Origin of the sequence: Nonomuraea sp. NPDC050733 (genome assembly GCF_040654215.1) — a bacterium.
In the GTDB taxonomy this organism is placed as follows: Bacteria; Actinomycetota; Actinomycetes; order Streptosporangiales; family Streptosporangiaceae; genus Nonomuraea.
The window spans coordinates 21,472-38,840 of the sequence record NZ_JBFAHO010000043.1; the positions used below are offsets into that span (position 1 = coordinate 21,472).

Annotated in this window: 14 protein-coding genes; 8 read left to right on the top strand and 6 right to left on the bottom strand. The window is 72.3% G+C overall.

Going from position 1 to position 17,369, the window contains the following annotated elements; genetic code table 11:
• Positions 1–137: 137 nt before the first annotated feature.
• The 3 genes from AB0H64_RS38165 to purL all read left to right on the top strand — a co-directional run bounded on the left by AB0H64_RS38165 (position 138) and on the right by purL (position 3,663).
• Positions 138–575 carry an ATP-binding protein gene (locus tag AB0H64_RS38165; RefSeq protein ID WP_357634806.1) on the top strand — a complete coding sequence of 146 codons (438 nt, stop codon included), beginning with the start codon at positions 138–140 and terminating at the stop codon, positions 573–575.
• Between the two features lie 158 nt (positions 576–733).
• Complete coding sequence (gene purQ, locus AB0H64_RS38170) at positions 734–1,414, top strand: phosphoribosylformylglycinamidine synthase subunit PurQ (protein WP_357634809.1); 681 nt, start codon at positions 734–736, stop codon at positions 1,412–1,414.
• The gene (gene purL, locus AB0H64_RS38175; RefSeq protein ID WP_357634812.1) at positions 1,411–3,663 is read left to right on the top strand and encodes a phosphoribosylformylglycinamidine synthase subunit PurL; all 2,253 of its coding nucleotides are present in this window, start codon (positions 1,411–1,413) and stop codon (positions 3,661–3,663) included. Before purQ ends, purL begins: the two co-directional genes overlap by 4 nt.
• Before the next feature lie 56 nt (positions 3,664–3,719).
• Here purL and AB0H64_RS38180 read toward each other — a convergent pair whose 3' ends face one another.
• The gene (locus AB0H64_RS38180; protein WP_357634814.1) at positions 3,720–4,418 is read right to left on the bottom strand and encodes a hypothetical protein; all 699 of its coding nucleotides are present in this window, start codon (positions 4,416–4,418) and stop codon (positions 3,720–3,722) included.
• Between the two features lie 249 nt (positions 4,419–4,667).
• Here AB0H64_RS38180 and AB0H64_RS38185 point away from each other — a divergent pair, with 249 nt between their 5' ends.
• The 3 genes from AB0H64_RS38185 to AB0H64_RS38195 are packed head-to-tail and all read left to right on the top strand — an operon-like array spanning position 4,668 to position 8,847.
• Positions 4,668–6,683 carry an adenylate/guanylate cyclase domain-containing protein gene (locus AB0H64_RS38185; RefSeq protein WP_357634816.1) on the top strand — a complete coding sequence of 672 codons (2,016 nt, stop codon included), beginning with the start codon at positions 4,668–4,670 and terminating at the stop codon, positions 6,681–6,683.
• Between the two features lie 33 nt (positions 6,684–6,716).
• Positions 6,717–7,379 carry a Crp/Fnr family transcriptional regulator gene (locus AB0H64_RS38190; protein WP_357634819.1) on the top strand — a complete coding sequence of 221 codons (663 nt, stop codon included), beginning with the start codon at positions 6,717–6,719 and terminating at the stop codon, positions 7,377–7,379.
• Positions 7,369–8,847, top strand: coding sequence for an MFS transporter (locus tag AB0H64_RS38195; RefSeq protein WP_357634822.1), 1,479 nt, complete (start codon positions 7,369–7,371; stop codon positions 8,845–8,847). Before AB0H64_RS38190 ends, AB0H64_RS38195 begins: the two co-directional genes overlap by 11 nt.
• Here AB0H64_RS38195 and AB0H64_RS38200 read toward each other — a convergent pair.
• Both AB0H64_RS38200 and AB0H64_RS38205 read right to left on the bottom strand, forming a co-directional pair.
• Positions 8,830–9,579: a methylenetetrahydrofolate reductase gene (locus tag AB0H64_RS38200; RefSeq protein ID WP_357634825.1), complete on the bottom strand. Its 750-nt coding sequence runs from the start codon at positions 9,577–9,579 to the stop codon at positions 8,830–8,832. The two genes, AB0H64_RS38195 and AB0H64_RS38200, sit on opposite strands and share 18 nt — an antisense overlap.
• A 9-nt stretch (positions 9,580–9,588) precedes the next feature.
• Positions 9,589–10,242 (bottom strand): TetR family transcriptional regulator, encoded by a 654-nt coding sequence (locus AB0H64_RS38205; protein WP_357634906.1) that lies wholly within the window; start codon positions 10,240–10,242, stop codon positions 9,589–9,591.
• 68 nt (positions 10,243–10,310) lie between these two features.
• Here AB0H64_RS38205 and AB0H64_RS38210 point away from each other — a divergent pair, with 68 nt between their 5' ends.
• Entirely contained in the window at positions 10,311–11,747 is a 1,437-nt protein-coding gene (locus tag AB0H64_RS38210; RefSeq protein WP_357634828.1) for an MFS transporter, read from the top strand.
• Here AB0H64_RS38210 and AB0H64_RS38215 read toward each other — a convergent pair.
• Positions 11,711–13,588 carry an ABC transporter ATP-binding protein gene (locus tag AB0H64_RS38215; protein WP_357634830.1) on the bottom strand — a complete coding sequence of 626 codons (1,878 nt, stop codon included), beginning with the start codon at positions 13,586–13,588 and terminating at the stop codon, positions 11,711–11,713. The genes AB0H64_RS38210 and AB0H64_RS38215 overlap by 37 nt on opposite strands.
• A gap of 49 nt (positions 13,589–13,637) precedes the next feature.
• Complete coding sequence (locus tag AB0H64_RS38220) at positions 13,638–15,641, bottom strand: PhoX family phosphatase (RefSeq protein ID WP_357634909.1); 2,004 nt, start codon at positions 15,639–15,641, stop codon at positions 13,638–13,640.
• 212 nt (positions 15,642–15,853) lie between these two features.
• Here AB0H64_RS38220 and AB0H64_RS38225 point away from each other — a divergent pair, with 212 nt between their 5' ends.
• Positions 15,854–16,294 (top strand): sterol carrier family protein, encoded by a 441-nt coding sequence (locus tag AB0H64_RS38225; RefSeq protein ID WP_357634833.1) that lies wholly within the window; start codon positions 15,854–15,856, stop codon positions 16,292–16,294.
• Positions 16,295–16,313: 19 nt separating this feature from the next.
• Here the strand turns inward: AB0H64_RS38225 and AB0H64_RS38230 are convergent, their stop codons facing one another.
• The gene (locus AB0H64_RS38230; RefSeq protein ID WP_357634836.1) at positions 16,314–17,348 is read right to left on the bottom strand and encodes a hypothetical protein; all 1,035 of its coding nucleotides are present in this window, start codon (positions 17,346–17,348) and stop codon (positions 16,314–16,316) included.
• Positions 17,349–17,369 lie beyond the last annotated feature (21 nt).

The following is a 17,369-nucleotide window of genomic DNA, read 5'->3' on the forward strand; positions in this document are numbered from 1 at the left end:
GGCTTAAAGCCGGGTTAGGGCGTGCCACAATGCCACGGGCGTGTCAACAGTAAATAACAACAGCGTGATTTTGCGGTTAGCCCCGTTTTCACGGGGAAACCTACTCCAGGTGACATTCCGGAGCCCGGAGGAGTCCGGTGGATATTGAGTTCTCGTTGGCGCTGCCCCGGGATGCGATCGGCATACCGATGGTCAGGCGGGTGCTCGGAGACGCGATGCGGTCGCTCAGCGTGAGCGAGACCTGCATCTCCGACATGCTGCTCGCCGTCTCCGAGGCGTGCTCCAACGCGGTCCGGCACGGAGGACCGGGCAACCGCTACGAGGTGACCGCGGCGATCGGCTACGGCCGCTGCGACGTCCGCGTGGCCGACAACGGCGGCGGTCTGCCCTCCATGCCGCTGCACTTCCCTCCCTCCGACACGGAGAACGGCCGCGGTCTGCTCATCATGCGCTCCGTGGTCGACGAGATCTCCTTCGGCGTCACCCCCGGCCAGGGCACCACGGTCCACCTGCGCAAGCTGCTCGCCTGGGACGACGAGGCCGAGGCCCGTCCCCGCCAGCTCGCCGCCGTCTGATCCGCGCGATCCTCCGCTCGCCACCTGCCTGTCATCCGCGCGCCGCGCACGCCCGGCGAGGAACATCCGGTCGCACCCGATAACCTGGGGAGTGCCGCCCCCGTCCACCCCGAGCGACGGTGGCGCGCGTGCGCATTCCTCAGAAGGGGACGACTGTCATGAGCGCTGCCCGCGTGGGCGTAGTCACGTTTCCAGGAACTCTCGACGACCAGGACGCCGCCAGAGCCGTTCACCTCGTGGGCGCGCAGGCGGTTCCGCTGTGGCACGCCGACCACGACCTCAAGGGGGTCGACGCGGTGTTCCTGCCGGGCGGCTTCTCCTACGGCGACTACCTCCGCTGCGGCGCGATCTCCCGGTTCGCGCCGCTCATGGACGAGCTCATCCCGGCCGCTCGCGCCGGGCTGCCCGTGCTCGGCACCTGCAACGGCTTCCAGATCCTCTGCGAGGCCCATCTGCTGCCGGGCGCGCTGACCCGCAACGCCTCGCTCCACTACGTCTGCCGCGACCAGCGGCTCCGGGTCGAGCAGACCGGCACGGCGTGGACGTCGGCGTTCGGCCAGGGCCAGGAGATCGTGCTGCCGGTCAAGCACGGCGAGGGCCGCTACGTCGCCTCCGCCGACACGCTCGCCGAGCTGGAGGCCGCCGGCCGGGTGGTCGTGCGCTACATCGGCAACCCCAACGGCGCCATGAACGACATCGCCGGCATCACCAACGAGGCGGGCAACGTGGTCGGTCTCATGCCGCACCCCGAGCACGCGGTCGAGGAGCTGGTCGGCGCCCCGAGCACCGACGGCCTCGGCTTCTTCACCTCCATCCTCAAGAAGCTGGTCAACGCATGAGCGCCGACTCCGTCAAGCGAGCCCAGACCACCCCGGACGAGCCGATGCCGTTCGCCGAGCTGGGGATGAAGCAGGACGAGTACGACCGGGTCAAGGAGATCCTGGGCCGCCGTCCCACCGGCTCCGAGCTGGCCATCTACAGCGTCATGTGGTCCGAGCACTGCTCGTACAAGTCGTCCAAGGTGCACCTGCGGCAGTTCGCCACCAAGGCGCCGAAGTCCGAGGCGCTGCTCGTCGGCATGGGCGAGAACGCCGGCGTGGTGGACATCGGCGACGGCTGGGCGGCCACGTTCAAGATCGAGTCGCACAACCACCCGTCGTACGTCGAGCCGCACCAGGGCGCGGCCACCGGCGTCGGCGGGATCGTGCGCGACATCATGTCGATGGGCGCCCGCCCGATCGCGGTCATGGACGCCATCCGCTTCGGCGCCGCCGACGCCCCCGACACGCGGCGGGTGCTGCCCGGCGTCGTCGAGGGCATCAGCCACTACGGCAACTGCCTGGGCCTGCCCAACATCGGCGGCGAGGTCGTCTTCGACCCCTGCTACATCGGCAACCCGCTGGTCAACGCCCTCTGCGTGGGCCTGCTGCGCAAGGACCAGATCAAGCTGGCCACCGCGCCCGGCCCCGGCAACAAGGTCGTGCTCTTCGGCGCCTCGACCGGCCCCGACGGCATCGGCGGCGCTTCCGTGCTCGCCAGCGCCACGTTCGAGGACGAGTCGCAGGCCAAGCGGCCCGCCGTGCAGGTGGGCGACCCGTTCATGGAGAAGCTGCTCATCGAGTGCTGCCTGGAGCTGTACGCGGCCGACGTGGTCGTGGGCATCCAGGACCTCGGCGCGGCCGGCGTCTCCTGCGCCACCACCGAGCTGGCCGCCAAGGGCACCGGCGGCATGCACGTCGACCTCAACCTCGTCCCGCTGCGCGACCCGTCGCTGCGGCCCGAGGAGATCCTGATGAGCGAGTCGCAGGAGCGCATGATGGCCGTCGTGCACCCCGACGACATCGCGGCGTTCATGGCGATCTGCGAGAAGTGGGACGTGCCGGCCACCGTCATCGGCGAGGTCACCGACACCGGCCGCCTGGTGATGACCTGGGACGGCGAGGTCATCGTCGACATCCCGCCGGGCACCGCCGCCGACGACGGCCCCGTCTACGAGCGCCCCTTCCACGAGCCCGCCGGGCAGGCCGCGCTCAACGCCGACGTCCCCGACCGGCTGGAGCGCCCCGCCGACCTGCGCGAGACGCTGCTGCGGCTGCTCGGCTCGCCCAACCTGGCGTCCAAGGAGTGGGTGACCTCCCAGTACGACCGGTACGTCCGCTCCAACACCGTGCTGGCCCAGCCGGCCGACGCCGGCATGCTGCGCGTCTCCGAGGTGATGGCCGGGGCCGAGCCGACGACGCGCGGCATCGCGCTGGCCACCGACGGCAACGGCCGCTACGCCAAGCTCGACCCCTACGCGGGGGCGCAGCTCGCGCTGGCCGAGGCGTACCGCAACGTCGCCGTGACCGGCGCCCAGCCCCTCGCGGTGACCAACTGCCTCAACTTCGGCTCGCCGGAGGACCCCGAGGTCATGTGGCAGTTCGCCGAGGCCGTGCGCGGCCTGGCCGACGCGTGCCGCACGCTGGGCGTCCCGGTGACCGGCGGCAACGTCTCCTTCTACAACCAGACCGGCTCCACGCCCATCCACCCGACCCCGGTCGTGGGCGTGCTCGGCGTGATCGACGACGTGGCCCGGCGCGTGCCGTCCGGCTTCACCGCCGAAGGGCTGCGCGTCGCGCTGCTCGGCGACACGCGCGAGGAGTTCGGCGGGTCGGAGTGGGCGCACGTCGTCCACGGCCACCTCGGCGGGCTGCCGCCGCAGGCCGACCTGGAGGCCGAGCAGGCGCTCGCCACCGTGCTGGTCGAGGCCGCCCGGCGCGGGCTCCTGGAGGGCTCCCACGACCTGTCCGACGGGGGCCTGGCGATCGCGCTGGCCGAGGCGTGCCTCGCCCGGGGCGTCGGCGCCACCGTGACGCTGAACGACGACCCGTTCACCGGGCTGTTCAGCGAGTCGGCGGCGCGGGCGCTGGTGGCGGTCCGGCCGGAGGCGTTCGAGGAGTTCGCCGCGCTCTGCGCCGCCCACGAGGTGCCCTGCTACGGGCTGGGCGTCACCGGCGGTGAGTCGCTGGTGGTCGAGGGCGTGCTGGAGGTGCCGGTCTCCGAGCTGCGCGAGACCCACACGGGCACGCTGCCGGCCCTGTTCGGCTGACGTTCCGCGGGGTGAGGGCCGGTACGGCGCGCGCCGTACCGGCCCTTCTTCGTGCCTCAGGACTTCTTGAGGCAGACGACGTAGACGCTGCCGGCGCTGCCGCCGCCGGTGAAGTCGTTGTCCTTGCCGTTCTTGGTCGCGCTCACTGTCCAGGCGTTGCCGCTCGGCATGCTGGACTGGACCGTGTAGGAGGAGCCGACGGAGAAGCCGCCGCCGGTGAGCAGGTCGCCGGGGTTGCAGGAGGCGGAGCCGGAGCCGCCGCTGAGCGAGGCGTTCTTGGTGTAGCTCGTGTAGGTGGCGCCGTCCTCGCCGTCCCGACCGGGCTTACCGGGCAGGCCGTCCTCACCGTTCTTGCCGTTGAGGCCGTCCTTGCCGTCCTTACCGTTGAGACCGTCCTTGCCGTCCTTGCCCGGCAGGCCGTCCTTGCCGTTGACGCCGTCCTTGCCGTTCTTGCCGGGAAGGCCCTGCGGACCCTGGGGGCCGGTGTCGCCCTTGGGTCCCTGAGCGCCGGTGTCGCCCTTCGTGCCCTCCGAGATCGTGGTCGTCGACGTGCCGCCGCCGATCACCATCCGGATCTCGGTCTTCCGGCACGGCGTGGAGGCGTTGACGATGCGGGCGTACCGCGACTTCTTGTTGACGCAGGCGTACACCTCGCCGCTGGACGAGGCGGTGGCGACTCCACCGACGGCGAGGAGCGACAGGGCGAGCGCTCCGACAGTGGCGAGCGTGAGCGTGCGCCCACCGCGAACCTTCATAGCCACGGCTTTCCTTCCAAGGATCTGTTGCTCGTGTTGAGCATGAGATTCACGCTTCAACCGTTCCAATGGATGACAGCCGCTACATAACGTGTTCATCACGACACATTTCGTGACCGATACCCCTGACGTCACTTGACGAGTCAAGAAGATTCGCACTGCGTAAAAGGACGCATCGGCCCATGGCTTCCGCGGTGGATAATCGGGGTCTGCTTCCGGCCACCGCACCACGCGCGACGGAGGATGACCGTGCCGACGGAGAGTCCCTACCTTCCCCCTGCCACGCAGCCGGTGCGGGGGGTCGTCTGGGCTCTTCACCTGGCGATCCCCCTGGCCGGCCTCTGGCTCCTGCTCGCCCGGCCACACCTGAACGTGATGTGGCAGCACAACCCCAGCCACTTCTGGATGATCCTCATGGTGGCCGGGATCAACGTGGTGCTCGGCAGCCTCATCAGCCAGGCGTCGTCCCGGCGGGAGGACGCCCGGCTCTTCCTGGTCTCGATGGTGTTCCTGGCCGGGGCCGGGTTCTTCTTCCTGCACGGGCTCGCCACGCCGAAGGTCATCCTGCCGACCGGGTCGCTCGGGTTCGACCTGGGTCAGCAGGTCGGGCTCACGATCGCCGCGGGGTTCGCGTTCGTCTCGGCCCTGCCGCTGGGCGAGCGGGCGGCGGCGGCCGTGCTGGCCTTCCGGCACCTGATCCGGGGCGCGCTCGTCGGGTTCATGCTCCTGTGGGGGGCGGCCTCGCTGATCGACGGGCTGACGCCGCTCAGCCGGCCGCCGCTGAGCGCGTACTCCTCCTGGGTGGCCTGGAGCTCGCTGCCGGGCGTCGCACTGTACGTGGCGGCGGCCGTGATGATGTTCCGGCTGCACCGGCGGCGGCCGTCGGCCATGCTGGTCAGCCTCATCACCGCGTACGCGCTGCTCGCCGAGTCGATGGTGGCCGGGATGTCGCAGCACAACTGGCACCTGACGTGGTGGGAGTGGCACATCCTGCTGACGTTCGCGTTCGTGTTCGTCGCCTACAGCGCCTACCTGCAGTTCAGGCGGGAGGGGTCGAGCGCGGGCCTGTTCGACTCGGTGGCGCTGTCGGCGACGGTGGCGCGCATCCAGGCCCAGTACGACCAGGCGCTGGAGGAGCTGGTCGAGCACGTACGGCGGGGCGAGCCGCTGGCCGCGACCCGGCTGTCGGGCAAGTTCCGGCTCAACGAGGGCCAGGCGGCGGTGCTCGACCGGGCGGGCCGGGCGCTGGCCGACGAGCGGGAGCTGTCGGAGCGGCTGGCCGCGCTCGTGGACGTGAGCACGCGCACCCGCGTCGGCCTGCCCGAGACCGAGCTGCTGACCGACGCGCTCGACCGGGTCCGCCAGGCGTTCGGCGACGTGCGGATCGGCCTGGTCTCGGAGGGTCGCGCGCACATCGGCTCCCGCGAGTACGAGTTCGCCGGCGACCAGCCGATCCGGCGCGGCCACCTCCTGGCCTTCCCGCTGACCGTCAAGGGCCGGCTGGCCGGGGCGCTGGAGGTGCCGGTCGGCCGGACCACGCAGGACGAGGCGCTGGCCGCCACGCTGGCCGGGCAGCTGTCGATCTCGCTCGAGAACGCCCGCCTCTACCAGGAGCTGGACACGCTGTTCCGGCAGTACATGTCGCCGGACGTGGCGCAGGCGCTGCTGGCCGACCCGTCGCAGGCGGCGCTCGGCGGGCAGCTCAGGGAGCTGACCGCGCTGTTCGCCGACCTCAAGGGCTTCACCACGTTCTCCGAGCGGGTCACCCCCGGCGAGATCGTCGAGATGCTCAACCGCTACCACACGGCCGCCGTGCCGTGCATCCTCGACAACGGCGGCACGATCGTGCAGTTCGTGGGCGACGCGCTGCTCGCGCTGTTCAACGCCCCGGCCACGCAGAAGGACCACGCCGCGGCGGCCTGCCGGGCCGCGCTGGCCATGCAGCGGGCCGCGGCCGAGATCGCCGACGAGATCTCCTGGAAGCGGGACGACGTGGAGTGGCCCACGTTCCGGGTGGGGGTCAACACCGGGCCGGCCCTCGTGGGCAACATCGGCAGCCCGCGGCTGCGCGGCTTCAACGCCATGGGCGACTGCGTGAACGTCGCGGCCCGGCTCCAGTCGCTCGCCGAGCCCGGCACGGTGGTGATCGGCGACACCACGCTGCGTCAGCTCGGCTTCGGCGCCGAGGTCTCGCCACTGGGGAGGCTGAGCCTCAAGGGCAAGGAGGAGGCCGTGGCGGCGTACGTTCTGACCTCCATGCCATAGATCGTGCGCCTCCGTGCCGACATAATCGGGCGCATGAACCCTGAGCCCGGCGAGTTCCTCTCCATGCTCACCCCCGAGGAGATCGCGGCGCTGCGTGCCGCCGGTCGGCCGCGCCGGTGGGAGCGCGGCTCCACCGTGATGAGCGAGGGCGACACCACCGACTGGGTGCTCGTGCTGACCGAGGGCCGGGTCAAGGTGTCCTCGCACACGAGCAGCGGCACCGAGGTGGTGCTGGCCGTACGCGGGCCGGGGGCGATCCTCGGCGAGATGTGCGCCATCGACGGCTCGCCCCGCTCAGCCACGGTGACCACGCTGGAGCCGGTCGCCGGGGTCGTGGTCCACGACTTCCCCGCGTTCCTGCAGGCCCACGGGCGGGTCGCCGTGCTGCTCATGCGGCTCGTCACCGGGCGGCTGCGCGACGCCGACCGCAAGCGCGTCGAGTACGGCGCGTTCGACACCACCGGCCGGGTGGCGACCCGGCTGCTGGAGCTGGCCGACCGCTACGGCGAGAAGACCGACGGCGGCGTGCGCGTGGCGCTGCCGCTCTCCCAGGACGAGCTGGCCGGCTGGACCGGAGCCTCACGGGAGGCGGTGAGCAAGGCGTTACGCACGCTGCGCGACCGTGGCCTGATCGAGACGGGCCGGCGGCGGGTGGTGATCCACGACCTGGAGGGTCTGCGCAGGCGTGCGCGCTGAGGAACTCGGCTCCCGCGACTCCTCGGCCGGCTACGCCGCCCGGCTGCGGTACGCCTGGAAGGTGTGCTCGGTCACCAGCCTCGGGCTGGTGCTCATCGGGATCGCCGGGAGCACGCTGAACGTGGCGCTGCCCGCGGTGGTGCGGCACTTCCACGCGGGACCGTTCGAGTCCGGCTGGGTCCTGCTGTCGTTCCTGCTGGTCAACACCGCCAGCCTGGTGTTCTTCGGCCGCGTGGCCGACCTGCTGGGACGGCGGGAGGTGTACCTGGCGGGCTTCGCCCTGTTCACCGCCGCCTCGCTGCTGGCCGGGCTGGCGCCCGGGGTGTGGTTCCTGGTGGCGATGCGCGTGGTGCAGGCGGTCGGGGCGGCCATGATCCTGGCCAACGGCACGGTCATCATCACCGACGCGTTCCCGCCGGACCGGCTCAGCCAGGGCATGGGCGTCTACATCGGCACGCTGTCGGTGGCGCAGCTCGCCGGGCCCACGCTGGGCGGGCTGATCGCCGAGACGGCCGGCTGGCAGTGGATCTTCTGGGTGAACGTGCCCGCCGGCGTGGTGGCACTGGCCTGGGGCGCGGCCACGCTGCGCAAGGTGCCCGCCGGGCCGAGGCAGCCGGTGGACGCGCTGGGCAACGCGCTGGTCTTCGCCGCGCTGTCGGCGCTGCTGCTGGCCCTGTCGGAGGCGGGATCGGCCGGCCCGGCGAGCCCGGTCGTGCTGATCGGGGCGGCGGTCTTCGCGGTGCTGGTGCCGTTGATCGTGCTGGTGGAGCGGCGGGCGCCGCACCCGGTGCTGGATCCGCGGCTGTTCGGCGGGCGGCTGCTGGCCTTCGCCAACCTCGCCTCGTTCTGCAACGCGATGGCGCGGGCGTCGCTGATCCTGCTGGTGGCGCTGTACTTCCAGGCGGCACGGGGCGTGGACGCCTTCACGGCCGGGCTGAGCGTGCTGCCGGTGCCGGTGGGCATGGCGCTCGCCTCGCCCGTCACGGGCGCGCTGGGGCGCAGGGTCTCGCCGTACGCGCTGGCGGTGGGCGGGGCGCTGATGAGCGCGGCGGGGCTGGCGACCCTGGCGCTGACGGCCGGGGCGGGCACGTCGTACTGGGTCATCGGCGCGGGGCTGTTCGTGGCCGGCTGCGGCAGCGGCACGTTCCTGACGGGCAACACCACACACGTGATGCGCTCGCTGCCGGCCGGGAGCCTGGGGGTGGTCAACGGGTTCCGGCTGATGGTGATGAACGTGGGCGTCGTGCTCAGCGTCGGGCTGGCGCTCAGCGTGCTGGCCGCGTCGGTGGGGCCGGTGCTGGGAGCCCAGGTGTACGCGGGGACGCTGTCGGAGCTGTCACCCGTGGCAGTGGAGCGGCTGATGGGCGGGTTCGCGCGGGCGTACACCGTGCTGTGCGGGGTCGCCCTGCTCGGCGCCGCCCTGTCCGTGCTCGCCCGCCCCCGCGCCGGCTCACCTGAGGGCGGCTGACAGGCGCGCCTCCACGTCGCGGTAGCGGCTGACCGGGATCAGGTGGACGCCGTCGAACGCGCCGGAGTCGCGGATGGCAAGTACCTGCTCGCAGGCCGCGTCCACCCCCGCCATGCGGTCGGCCGCCACCCGGCGCACCAGGTCCTCCGGGATGGCGATGTCGGGGATCGCCGCCGACAGGGTCCGCGCGTGGCGCTCGCTGGCGATCACGATGACCCCGGCGTACACCGGGACCTCCACCTGGTTGGCCTCGCGCCAGCGCAGCAGCGCCTCCAGCGAGAACCCGGCCTGGACGAACAGGAAGTCGGCCGCCCGCTTCCACGCCGGCAGCGGACGCGCGCCGGCCGCCGCCCCGACCTGGACGCCCGGGGAGAACTCCCTGGCCTCCTCGATCATCGAGCGCACCGTCAGGTCACTCGTCCGGTTGCCGCTCGCGGGCTTGTCCCCGTAGACGAACAGGAAGCGGTCCACCCCGTACGCGGCGGCCGTCAGCAGGTCGCGGCGGAAGCCGAGCAGGTTGCGGTCGCGCGAGTTGAGGCACGCGATGCTGCGGCCGCCCATGGCCTGCACCTCGTGCGCCACGGCCACACTCGACACGGTCGCCCGGCCGATGTGGTTGTCGGGGATGAGGAAGGTGTCGGCGATGGTGGTCAGCGTGCCGATCTGGTGGCGCACGCGCTTCAGGTCGGGCTTGGTCGGCGGCTCGATCTCGCACACGAGCTGGAAGGTCATGAGGGAACCCTAGTGGCGGGCGGCCAGGGACTCGATGCCGCTGAGGATCAGGTCGACGCCGAACGTGTCGTACGTCTCCGGGGAGATGCCGCCGACCATGGGGGCGGCCATCTCCACCAGGTTCGGGTAGCGGTCGGCGGGCAGCGACCGGAGGGCGAGCTGCTTGATCCGGACGATCTCGGCGGCCTGCTCCGGCGTGTGGCGCGCGACGTAGTGGACGGGGGCGTCGGCGATGGCGATGGCGCTCTGCAGGATGTACTTGGAGATCAGGCAGCTCTCCTCCACGCTGAAGCCGGCCCTCCTGGCCAGGCCAAGGGCCAAATCCCAGACGGCGAGGAAGCTCGGCACCTCCGTCTGGTCCACCTGCTCCAGCACGTTCTTGGCGCACGGGTGGGCACGCAGCATCCGGACCAGCCCCTCAAGCAGGTCGCGCATGCGCTCGCTCCACGGCCGGTCGTCGTCGGGTCCGGGGGCGAACCCGGCTACGAGGTGGTCGGCCAGGCCGGCGACGAGCTGTTCCTTGTTCTTGAAGTGCCAGTACAGCGCCATCGGCGTGACGCCGAGTTCGGTGGCCAGGCGGCGGATCGTCACAGCGTCGAGCCCTTCGCTGTCGCCGATCTCCAGTGCCCGCTCGACGATCGCGGTCGCCGTCAGTTTTCCCATCACGGTTGACAACTATACGCCGTACAAGTTAGTTATACGACGTACAAGTACGACGTATAGGAGAGCTTGTGGACCGGAAGAAGTGGTGGGCGCTGAGCGCGGTGACGCTCGGCACCTTCATGACGTACCTCGACAACAACATCGGCAACGTCGCCCTGCCGACGATCCAGCGGGAGCTGGGGCTGACGATCTCCGGACTGGAGTGGATCGTCAGCGGCTACCTCCTGGTGTTCGCCGGGCTCATGCTGGCCGGCGGCAGGCTGGCCGACGTGCTCGGCGCCCGGCGGGTGTTCGTGACCGGCCTGGCCGTGTTCACGCTCTCGTCGCTGGCCGCGGGCCTGGCGACCGGGCAGGCGGCGCTCATCGCGGCCCGTGCAGTCCAGGGCGTCGGCGCGGCGCTGCTGACCCCGACGGCGCTCTCCCTGATCGGCCAGATCTTCCCCGACCCCGGCGAGCGCGGCAGGGCCATCGGCATCTGGAGCGCGACCGGCTCCCTGTCGATGGCGCTCGGCCCGCTGGCCGGCGGCTTCATCAGCGAGCGGCTGCACTGGGGCTGGATCTACCTCATCAACGTGCCGATCGGCGCGGTGACGCTCGGGCTCGCGCTGTGGGCGGTGCGCCCCTCCTTCACCCGGGTACGGCGCAGCCTGGACATCCCCGGCCTGGCCTCCTCCGCCGTCGCCATGGTCGCGCTGACGTACGCGCTCATCGAGGGCGAGAGCGCCGGCTGGACCTCCCCCGAGATCCTCGGCGCCGTCGGGGTCGCGCTGGCCGCCGCCGCGGCGTTCCTGCTGGTGGAGTCCCGGGCCGCGGAGCCGATGATCGACCTGTCGGTCTTCCGGTCGCGGGTGTTCTCCGGCGGCGCGCTGACCAGCGGCCTGTGGTCGTTCGGTGTGTTCGGCATCTACTTCTTCAGCGCCCTGTGGCTGCAGAACACGCTGGGCTTCTCCCCCATCGAGGCGGGCGCCGCGTTCGTGCCGATGGCCCTGGTCATGGCGGTCGTCGCGATCCTGTCGCAGCGGATCAGCGCGGCCATCGGCATGGCCCGCACCGTGGCCGCCGGCATCGCGCTCATGGGCGTCGCGCTCTTCCTGATGTCCGGTGTCGGCGCCGATGGCGGCTACATCGACGTCCTCCCCTGGTTCGTGCTGTACGGCGTCGGCGCCGGCATGCTGGTCCCCCTGACCGCCGCCGTGGTCGGCGCGATGCCCGAGGGGCGCTCGGGCGTCGCCTCCGGCGTGCTGAACGTCTCCCGCCAGGTGTTCGGCCTGCTCGGCATCACGGTCCTCGGCGCGCTGCTGAACGCCCGCCGGGGGGACAGCGCCGACCCGGCCGCCTTCCTGGACGCCTACCGGTTCACGCTGGTCGTCGCCGCGGTCATCGTGCTGGTGGGCGTCCCGGTCAGCCTGTACGCGCTGCGCTCCCGGCGGGCGCCGGAGGCCGCCGGGGCGGAGGGCGGCCCGGCGGCTCAGGCGGCCCCGGCCACCGCGGGCTCGGCGAACTGAGTGCGGTACAGCTCCTCGTAGCGCCCCTCGGCGGCGAGGAGCTCCGCGTGGGTGCCCCGCTCGACCACCTGCCCGTCCTCGATCACCAGGATCTGGTCGGCCGCGCGGATCGTGGAAAGCCGGTGCGCGATCACCACCGCCGTACGGCCGGCCAGCGCCTCGCCCAGGGCCTCCTGGACGGCCGCCTCGGAGGTGGAGTCCAGTGCGGCGGTGGCCTCGTCGAGGATCACCACCCGGGGCTGGGCGAGCAGCAGGCGGGCGATGGTCAGCCGCTGGCGCTCGCCGCCGGACAGCCGGTAGCCGCGCTCGCCCACCACGGTGTCGAGCCCGTCGGAGAGCGATTCGACGAGGGCGCCGAGCCGGGCGCGGCGCAGGGCGTCCCAGACCTCCTCCTCGGTGGCCTCCGGCCGGGCGAAGAGCAGGTTGGCCCGGATCGTGTCGTGGAACAGGTGGCCGTCCTGGGTGACCATGCCGAGCGTCTCCCGGATCGAGGCCGCGGTCAGGTCCCGTACGTCCACCCCGGCGAGCCGGACCGCGCCCTCGTCCACGTCGTACAGGCGGGGCAGGAGCTGGGCGATCGTGGACTTGCCGGCGCCGGAGGAGCCGACCAGCGCGACCATCTGGCCGGGCTCGGCGCGGAAGGAGACGCCGCGCAGCACCTCGACCCCGCCGCGGTCGTCGAGGGCGGCGACCTCCTCCAGTGAGGCGAGCGACACCTTGTCGGCCGAGGGGTAGGCGAAGCGCACGTCGTCGAACTCGACCGCGACGGGCCCGTCCGGCACGGCCACGGCGTCGGGCCGCTCCTTGATCAGCGGCTCCAGGTCCAGCACCTCGAAGACCCGCTCGAAGCTCACCAGCGCGCTCATCACGTCCACCCGGGCACTGGCCAGCGCCGTCAGCGGGGCGTACAGGCGGGTGAGCAGCAGCGCCAGCGCCACCACCGAGCCGGGTTCGAGCTGGTCGCGCAGCGCGTAGAAGCCGCCCAGGCCGTACACGAGCGCCAGGGCGAGCGCGGAGACCAGGGTGAGCGAGGTCACGAACACCGACTGCGCCATCGCGGTGCGGACGCCGATGTCGCGCACCCGCCGGGCCCGCGCCGCGAACTCCTCCGACTCGCGGACCGGCCGGCCGAACAGCTTCACCAGCGTCGCGCCGGGCGCGGAGAACCGCTCGGTCATCTGCGTGCCCATGGCGGCGTTGTGGTCGGCCGCCTCGCGCCGCATGCGGGCCAGCCGGACGCCGACCCGCCGCGCCGGCAGTACGAACACCGGGAGCAGCAGCAGGGCCAGCAGGGTGATCTGCCAGGAGATGCCGACCATCACGGTGAGCGACAGCACGAGCGTGACGACGTTGCCCGCGACGCTGGAGAGCGTGTCGGTGAACGCCCGCTGCGCGCCGATCACGTCGTTGTTCAGCCTGCTGACCAGCGCCCCCGTACGGGTTCGCGTGAAGAACGCGATCGGCATGCGCTGCACGTGGTCGAAGACGGCGGTGCGCAGGTCGAGGATGAGACCCTCACCGAGGCCCGCCGAGAGCCAGCGGTTCACCAGCCCGAGCCCCGCCTCGGCGACCGCGAGGCCGCCGATGAGCGCGGCCAGGCCCACGACGACGCCGAGCGGCTCACCCTTGCCGATCGCGTCCAGCACCCGGCCGGCGAGCACGGGCGGCGCCACCGCCAGCGCCGCCATCACGATGCTGAGCGCGAGGAACAGCGCGATCTTGCGGCGGTGGGGCCGGGCGAAGCCCCAGACACGGCGGAGCGTCGCCCGGGAGATCGGGCGACGCTCCTTCTGGTTGCCCATCGAGTAGAGCTGCTGCCATGCGATCACTTCCATGCTCATGCATGGAAGCGTAAGACCTAAAGTGAACTTGAGGTCAACGGTTTTCCGCTCAGGCGCCGATCTTCTTGCCCTGAGTGTGCCAGGTGACCGCGACCGACGGGCGCGGCTGGTCCCCGTCGGGCCAGTGGCTCACCGGGCTGTCCGGGGTGGCGCCGTCCGCCTCGCCCGGGTGCTGCACCGCGACGAACACGCTGCGCTGATCCTCGGTGACCATCGGGCCGCACGTCTCCGCGCCGATCGGCACCGTGAGGAACTGCCGCACGTGCCCGCGCTCCTTGCCCTTCAGCGGCGTCACGAACAGGCCGTCGTTGCTGCCGAGCGCGTTGCCGTCGGTGGCGATCCACAGGTTGCCGTCGTGGTCGAAGGCCAGGTTGTCGGGGCAGGAGATCGGCGACACCTTGGTCTTGTCGTAGCCGCCGAAGTACGTGGAGGGGTCGTTCGGGTCGCCGCAGACCAGCGGCAGCGACCAGGCGAACGTCGTCGACCCCGCGTCGTCGCGCCGCTCGACCAGCTCCAGGACGTGGCCGTGCTTGTTGGCGGGGCGCGGGTTGGCCTCGTCCACCTGCGCCGGGACGCGGTTGGAGTTGTTGGTCAGCGCGACGTAGACGGCGCCGTTGACCGGGTTGCGCTCCACGTCCTCCGGACGGTCCATCTTCGTGGCGTTCACCTTGTCGGCGGCGGCGCGCGTGTAGACCAGCACCTCGGCCGCGGTCATGCCGTCCACGAACGACCTGTCGCCCGCGACCAGCGGGATCCACTCGCCCGACCCGTCGAACGCCCCGTCGGAGGGCAGCTTGCCCGAGCCGTCGATCTCGGCCGCCGGGCTGTCACCCGTGAACCGGGCCACGTACAGCGTGCCCTCGTCGAGCAGGTCGCGGTTGTGCCGGTCGAAGCCCGGGATGTAGCGGTTCTTGGAGACGAACTTGTAGACGTACTCGAAGCGGGAGTCGTCGCCCATGTACACCACGAGGCGGCCGTCGCGGGCCAGCGTCGTGGTGGCGGCCTCGTGCTTGAAGCGGCCGAGCGCGGTCCGCTTGACCGGCGGCGCGTCGGGGTCGAACGGGTCGATCTCCACGACCCACCCGAACCTGTTGACCTCGTTCGGGTGCTTGGCCAGGTCGAAGCGCTCCTCGACCCGGTCGAAGCGCCGGTTGCCGGAGGCGATGCCCGACGGGATCGTGTAACGCGTGATGTACGGCTTCTGCGCCGCGGGCACCTTGTCGCCGTTGACGAAGTACTGGTCGAAGTTCTCCTCGGCGGTGAGGACCGTGCGCCAGGGGGTGGTGCCGCCGGAGCAGTTGTTCAGCATGCCGACCGGCTTGAGCCCCGCCGGGTCCGCGGCCGTCTTCAGCAGGTCGCTGCCCGCCGCCGGGCCGCTGAACCGCATCGGCGTGAGCGCCGTGACGCGCCGGTTGTAGCGCCTGCGGCCGGTCGTCACCAGCTTCCACTGGCCGGTGCCGCGCACCCGCTGCACCTCGACCACCGAGCCGCCGTGCGCGGCCAGCGCGATCTTGATCTGCTCCTCGGTCGCGGCGGTGCCGTCCTTGTAGCCGCGGAACATCAGCGCCTCGGTGGTGTACTCGTGGTTCACCCACAAAAGGCCCCGATCGCTTCCCAGCGGGAACAGGGTCACGAAGTCGCAGTTGTAGCCGAACTGCTTGGCCTGCGCCTCGGCGCTCTGGCTGTCGAACGCGAACTCCGGCGCGTCGGGCAGCACGGGGTCGCCCCAGCGCACCACCACACCCGTGCTGTAGCCGTCGGGCACGCGCAGGGCGTCGTCCTTGTTGGGGGCCACGGGGGTGAAGCGCAGGTTGCCGGTGCCGCCGCCGAGCCGGGCGGCGTCGTCGGACACGGCCTCGGGGGTCGCCGGGTCGGCCAGCGCCGGGACGGCGCCCGCCACGCCGGCGCCGACGACCAGCGCGCCAAGGGCGCCGGCACGCAGCACGCCCCTGCGGGTCAGCGCCTCGGCCACGACCTCGCCGAAGTAGGTGTTGCCGCTGACGTTGCCGACCTCGTGCGCGCACGCGTTGCCGCAGCGGAACTGGCAGGTCATCGCCGAACGGCCGGATTTGTGCGGGCTGGGAAGCAGCGGAAGATGCCGGTTCGCCACGGGGTACTCCAAGGGTTGCGCAGTAGTTCGGCTGGGACGCTACGGCCGGCGTCGAAACCGGAGGTGAACGACGACCTCCGGGACGATGAACGCTTCCAGGGAGAAACCGGGCACCAGCACATTTCGCCTCCCGCCGGACGGAGCAGAATGGGCGGGTGCCACCACGCAGACCGGACCCCGAGAAGCTGAGGGCCGCGCTCGACGCCCAGCTCGTCGCCCTCGACCAGCCCGCGTACGACGGCCCGGCCGCCGCGCTGCCCGGCGCGCTGGTCGAGGCCGTGCTCACCGCCTACGACCGCGGCCTGGAGCCCGAGCGCGACGCGGCCCGGCAGGCTGTGCGCCACCTGCTCGACCGGCTCGCCACCACCGCGCCGGGCCGCACGGTCGAGGTCCGGGTTCCGCCGTACGCGGCGGCGCAGGTCATCGAGGGGCCCCGGCACACACGCGGCACCCCGCCGAACGTCGTGGAGATGAGCCCCCGCACCTGGATCGAGCTGGCCGTCGGCCGCCGGACCTGGGGCGAGGCCATGGCCGAGGGCGCCGTCGCGGCCAGCGGGTCCCGCGCGGACCTGTCCGGGCACCTGCCGCTCGCCTGAGCGCCTCCGGCCCGCATTCCTAGCCGGAGCGGCCCATCCAGGGGAACCTGCTCCGGAAGCACTGGTCGGCGAGCTGCCCCGGCAGCCGGCCGCAGTCCTGCACCACGTTCCAGAACCACACGGCCACGATCGTGAACAGGATCAGCGCCAGGACGCTGACCACGATGCCGGCGATGGCGCGGCCCTTGCCCACGCCCCTGCTCAGCGCCACGCCGCCGAACACGATCGACAGGATCGCGGTCAGCACGCCGACGAAGCAGACGAACACGAGGAACGGGCTGGCCACGCCCAGCACCAGCGACGCGGTCGCCAGGCCGCTGCCCGGCCTGGGCTGCTGGTACGGACCCTGGTAGCCGCCGGGAGGCAGTGTCTGATAGCCGCCGGGCGGCGGTGTCTGGTAGCCGCCCGGCGGTGGCGCCTGGTAGCCGCCCGGGCCCGGCGCCGGCCCGTAGGGGCCTCCGCCGGGTGGCCCGCCGTACGGGCTGGAGGGCGAGGTCCCGGGCGCGGCGGGCGCGCCCTCGGGAGTCCCGGCGTACGGACCGGACGGACCGGCGCGGGGACCGGCCGGGGTGGCTCCCGGGGTCTCCTCCTGCGGGCTCGGCGGCTCGAAGCGGGACGGGGCCGGGGCGCCCGGCGGGGTGGGCGGCGGCTCGGCCGTGCCCTCCCAGCCCGGGTAGGGCGGGGTGCCGCCCGGCACCGGGTACGCCTGCGTCTTCTCCGCGTCCGCCTCCTCGTCGCCCGGCCGGCCGCCCCGGACGCTCGTCGGGTCCGGCACCTCGGGCGTGGTCGGCTGGTCGGGACCCGGCGGATGCACGGGCGGCTCGCCGGGCTCGGGCGCCGTGGGGCGGGGCTCTCCGCCCGGACGCGGCCCCTCGGGCTGCGGCACGACCGGTGGCACGGGCCCGAGCGGCGGCTCAGGCGTCTCCGCGCCGGCCGGTGCGGCGCCGCCGGCCTCCTCAGCCGGGGACGGGCCGCCGGAGCCGAGGTAGTCGTCGGCATCCTCGCGCGGGTCCTGCCCCTGGCCGGACTGGTTCGGATCCCCCGATGTGGTCACGTGTGCGTCTCCCGACGGGTG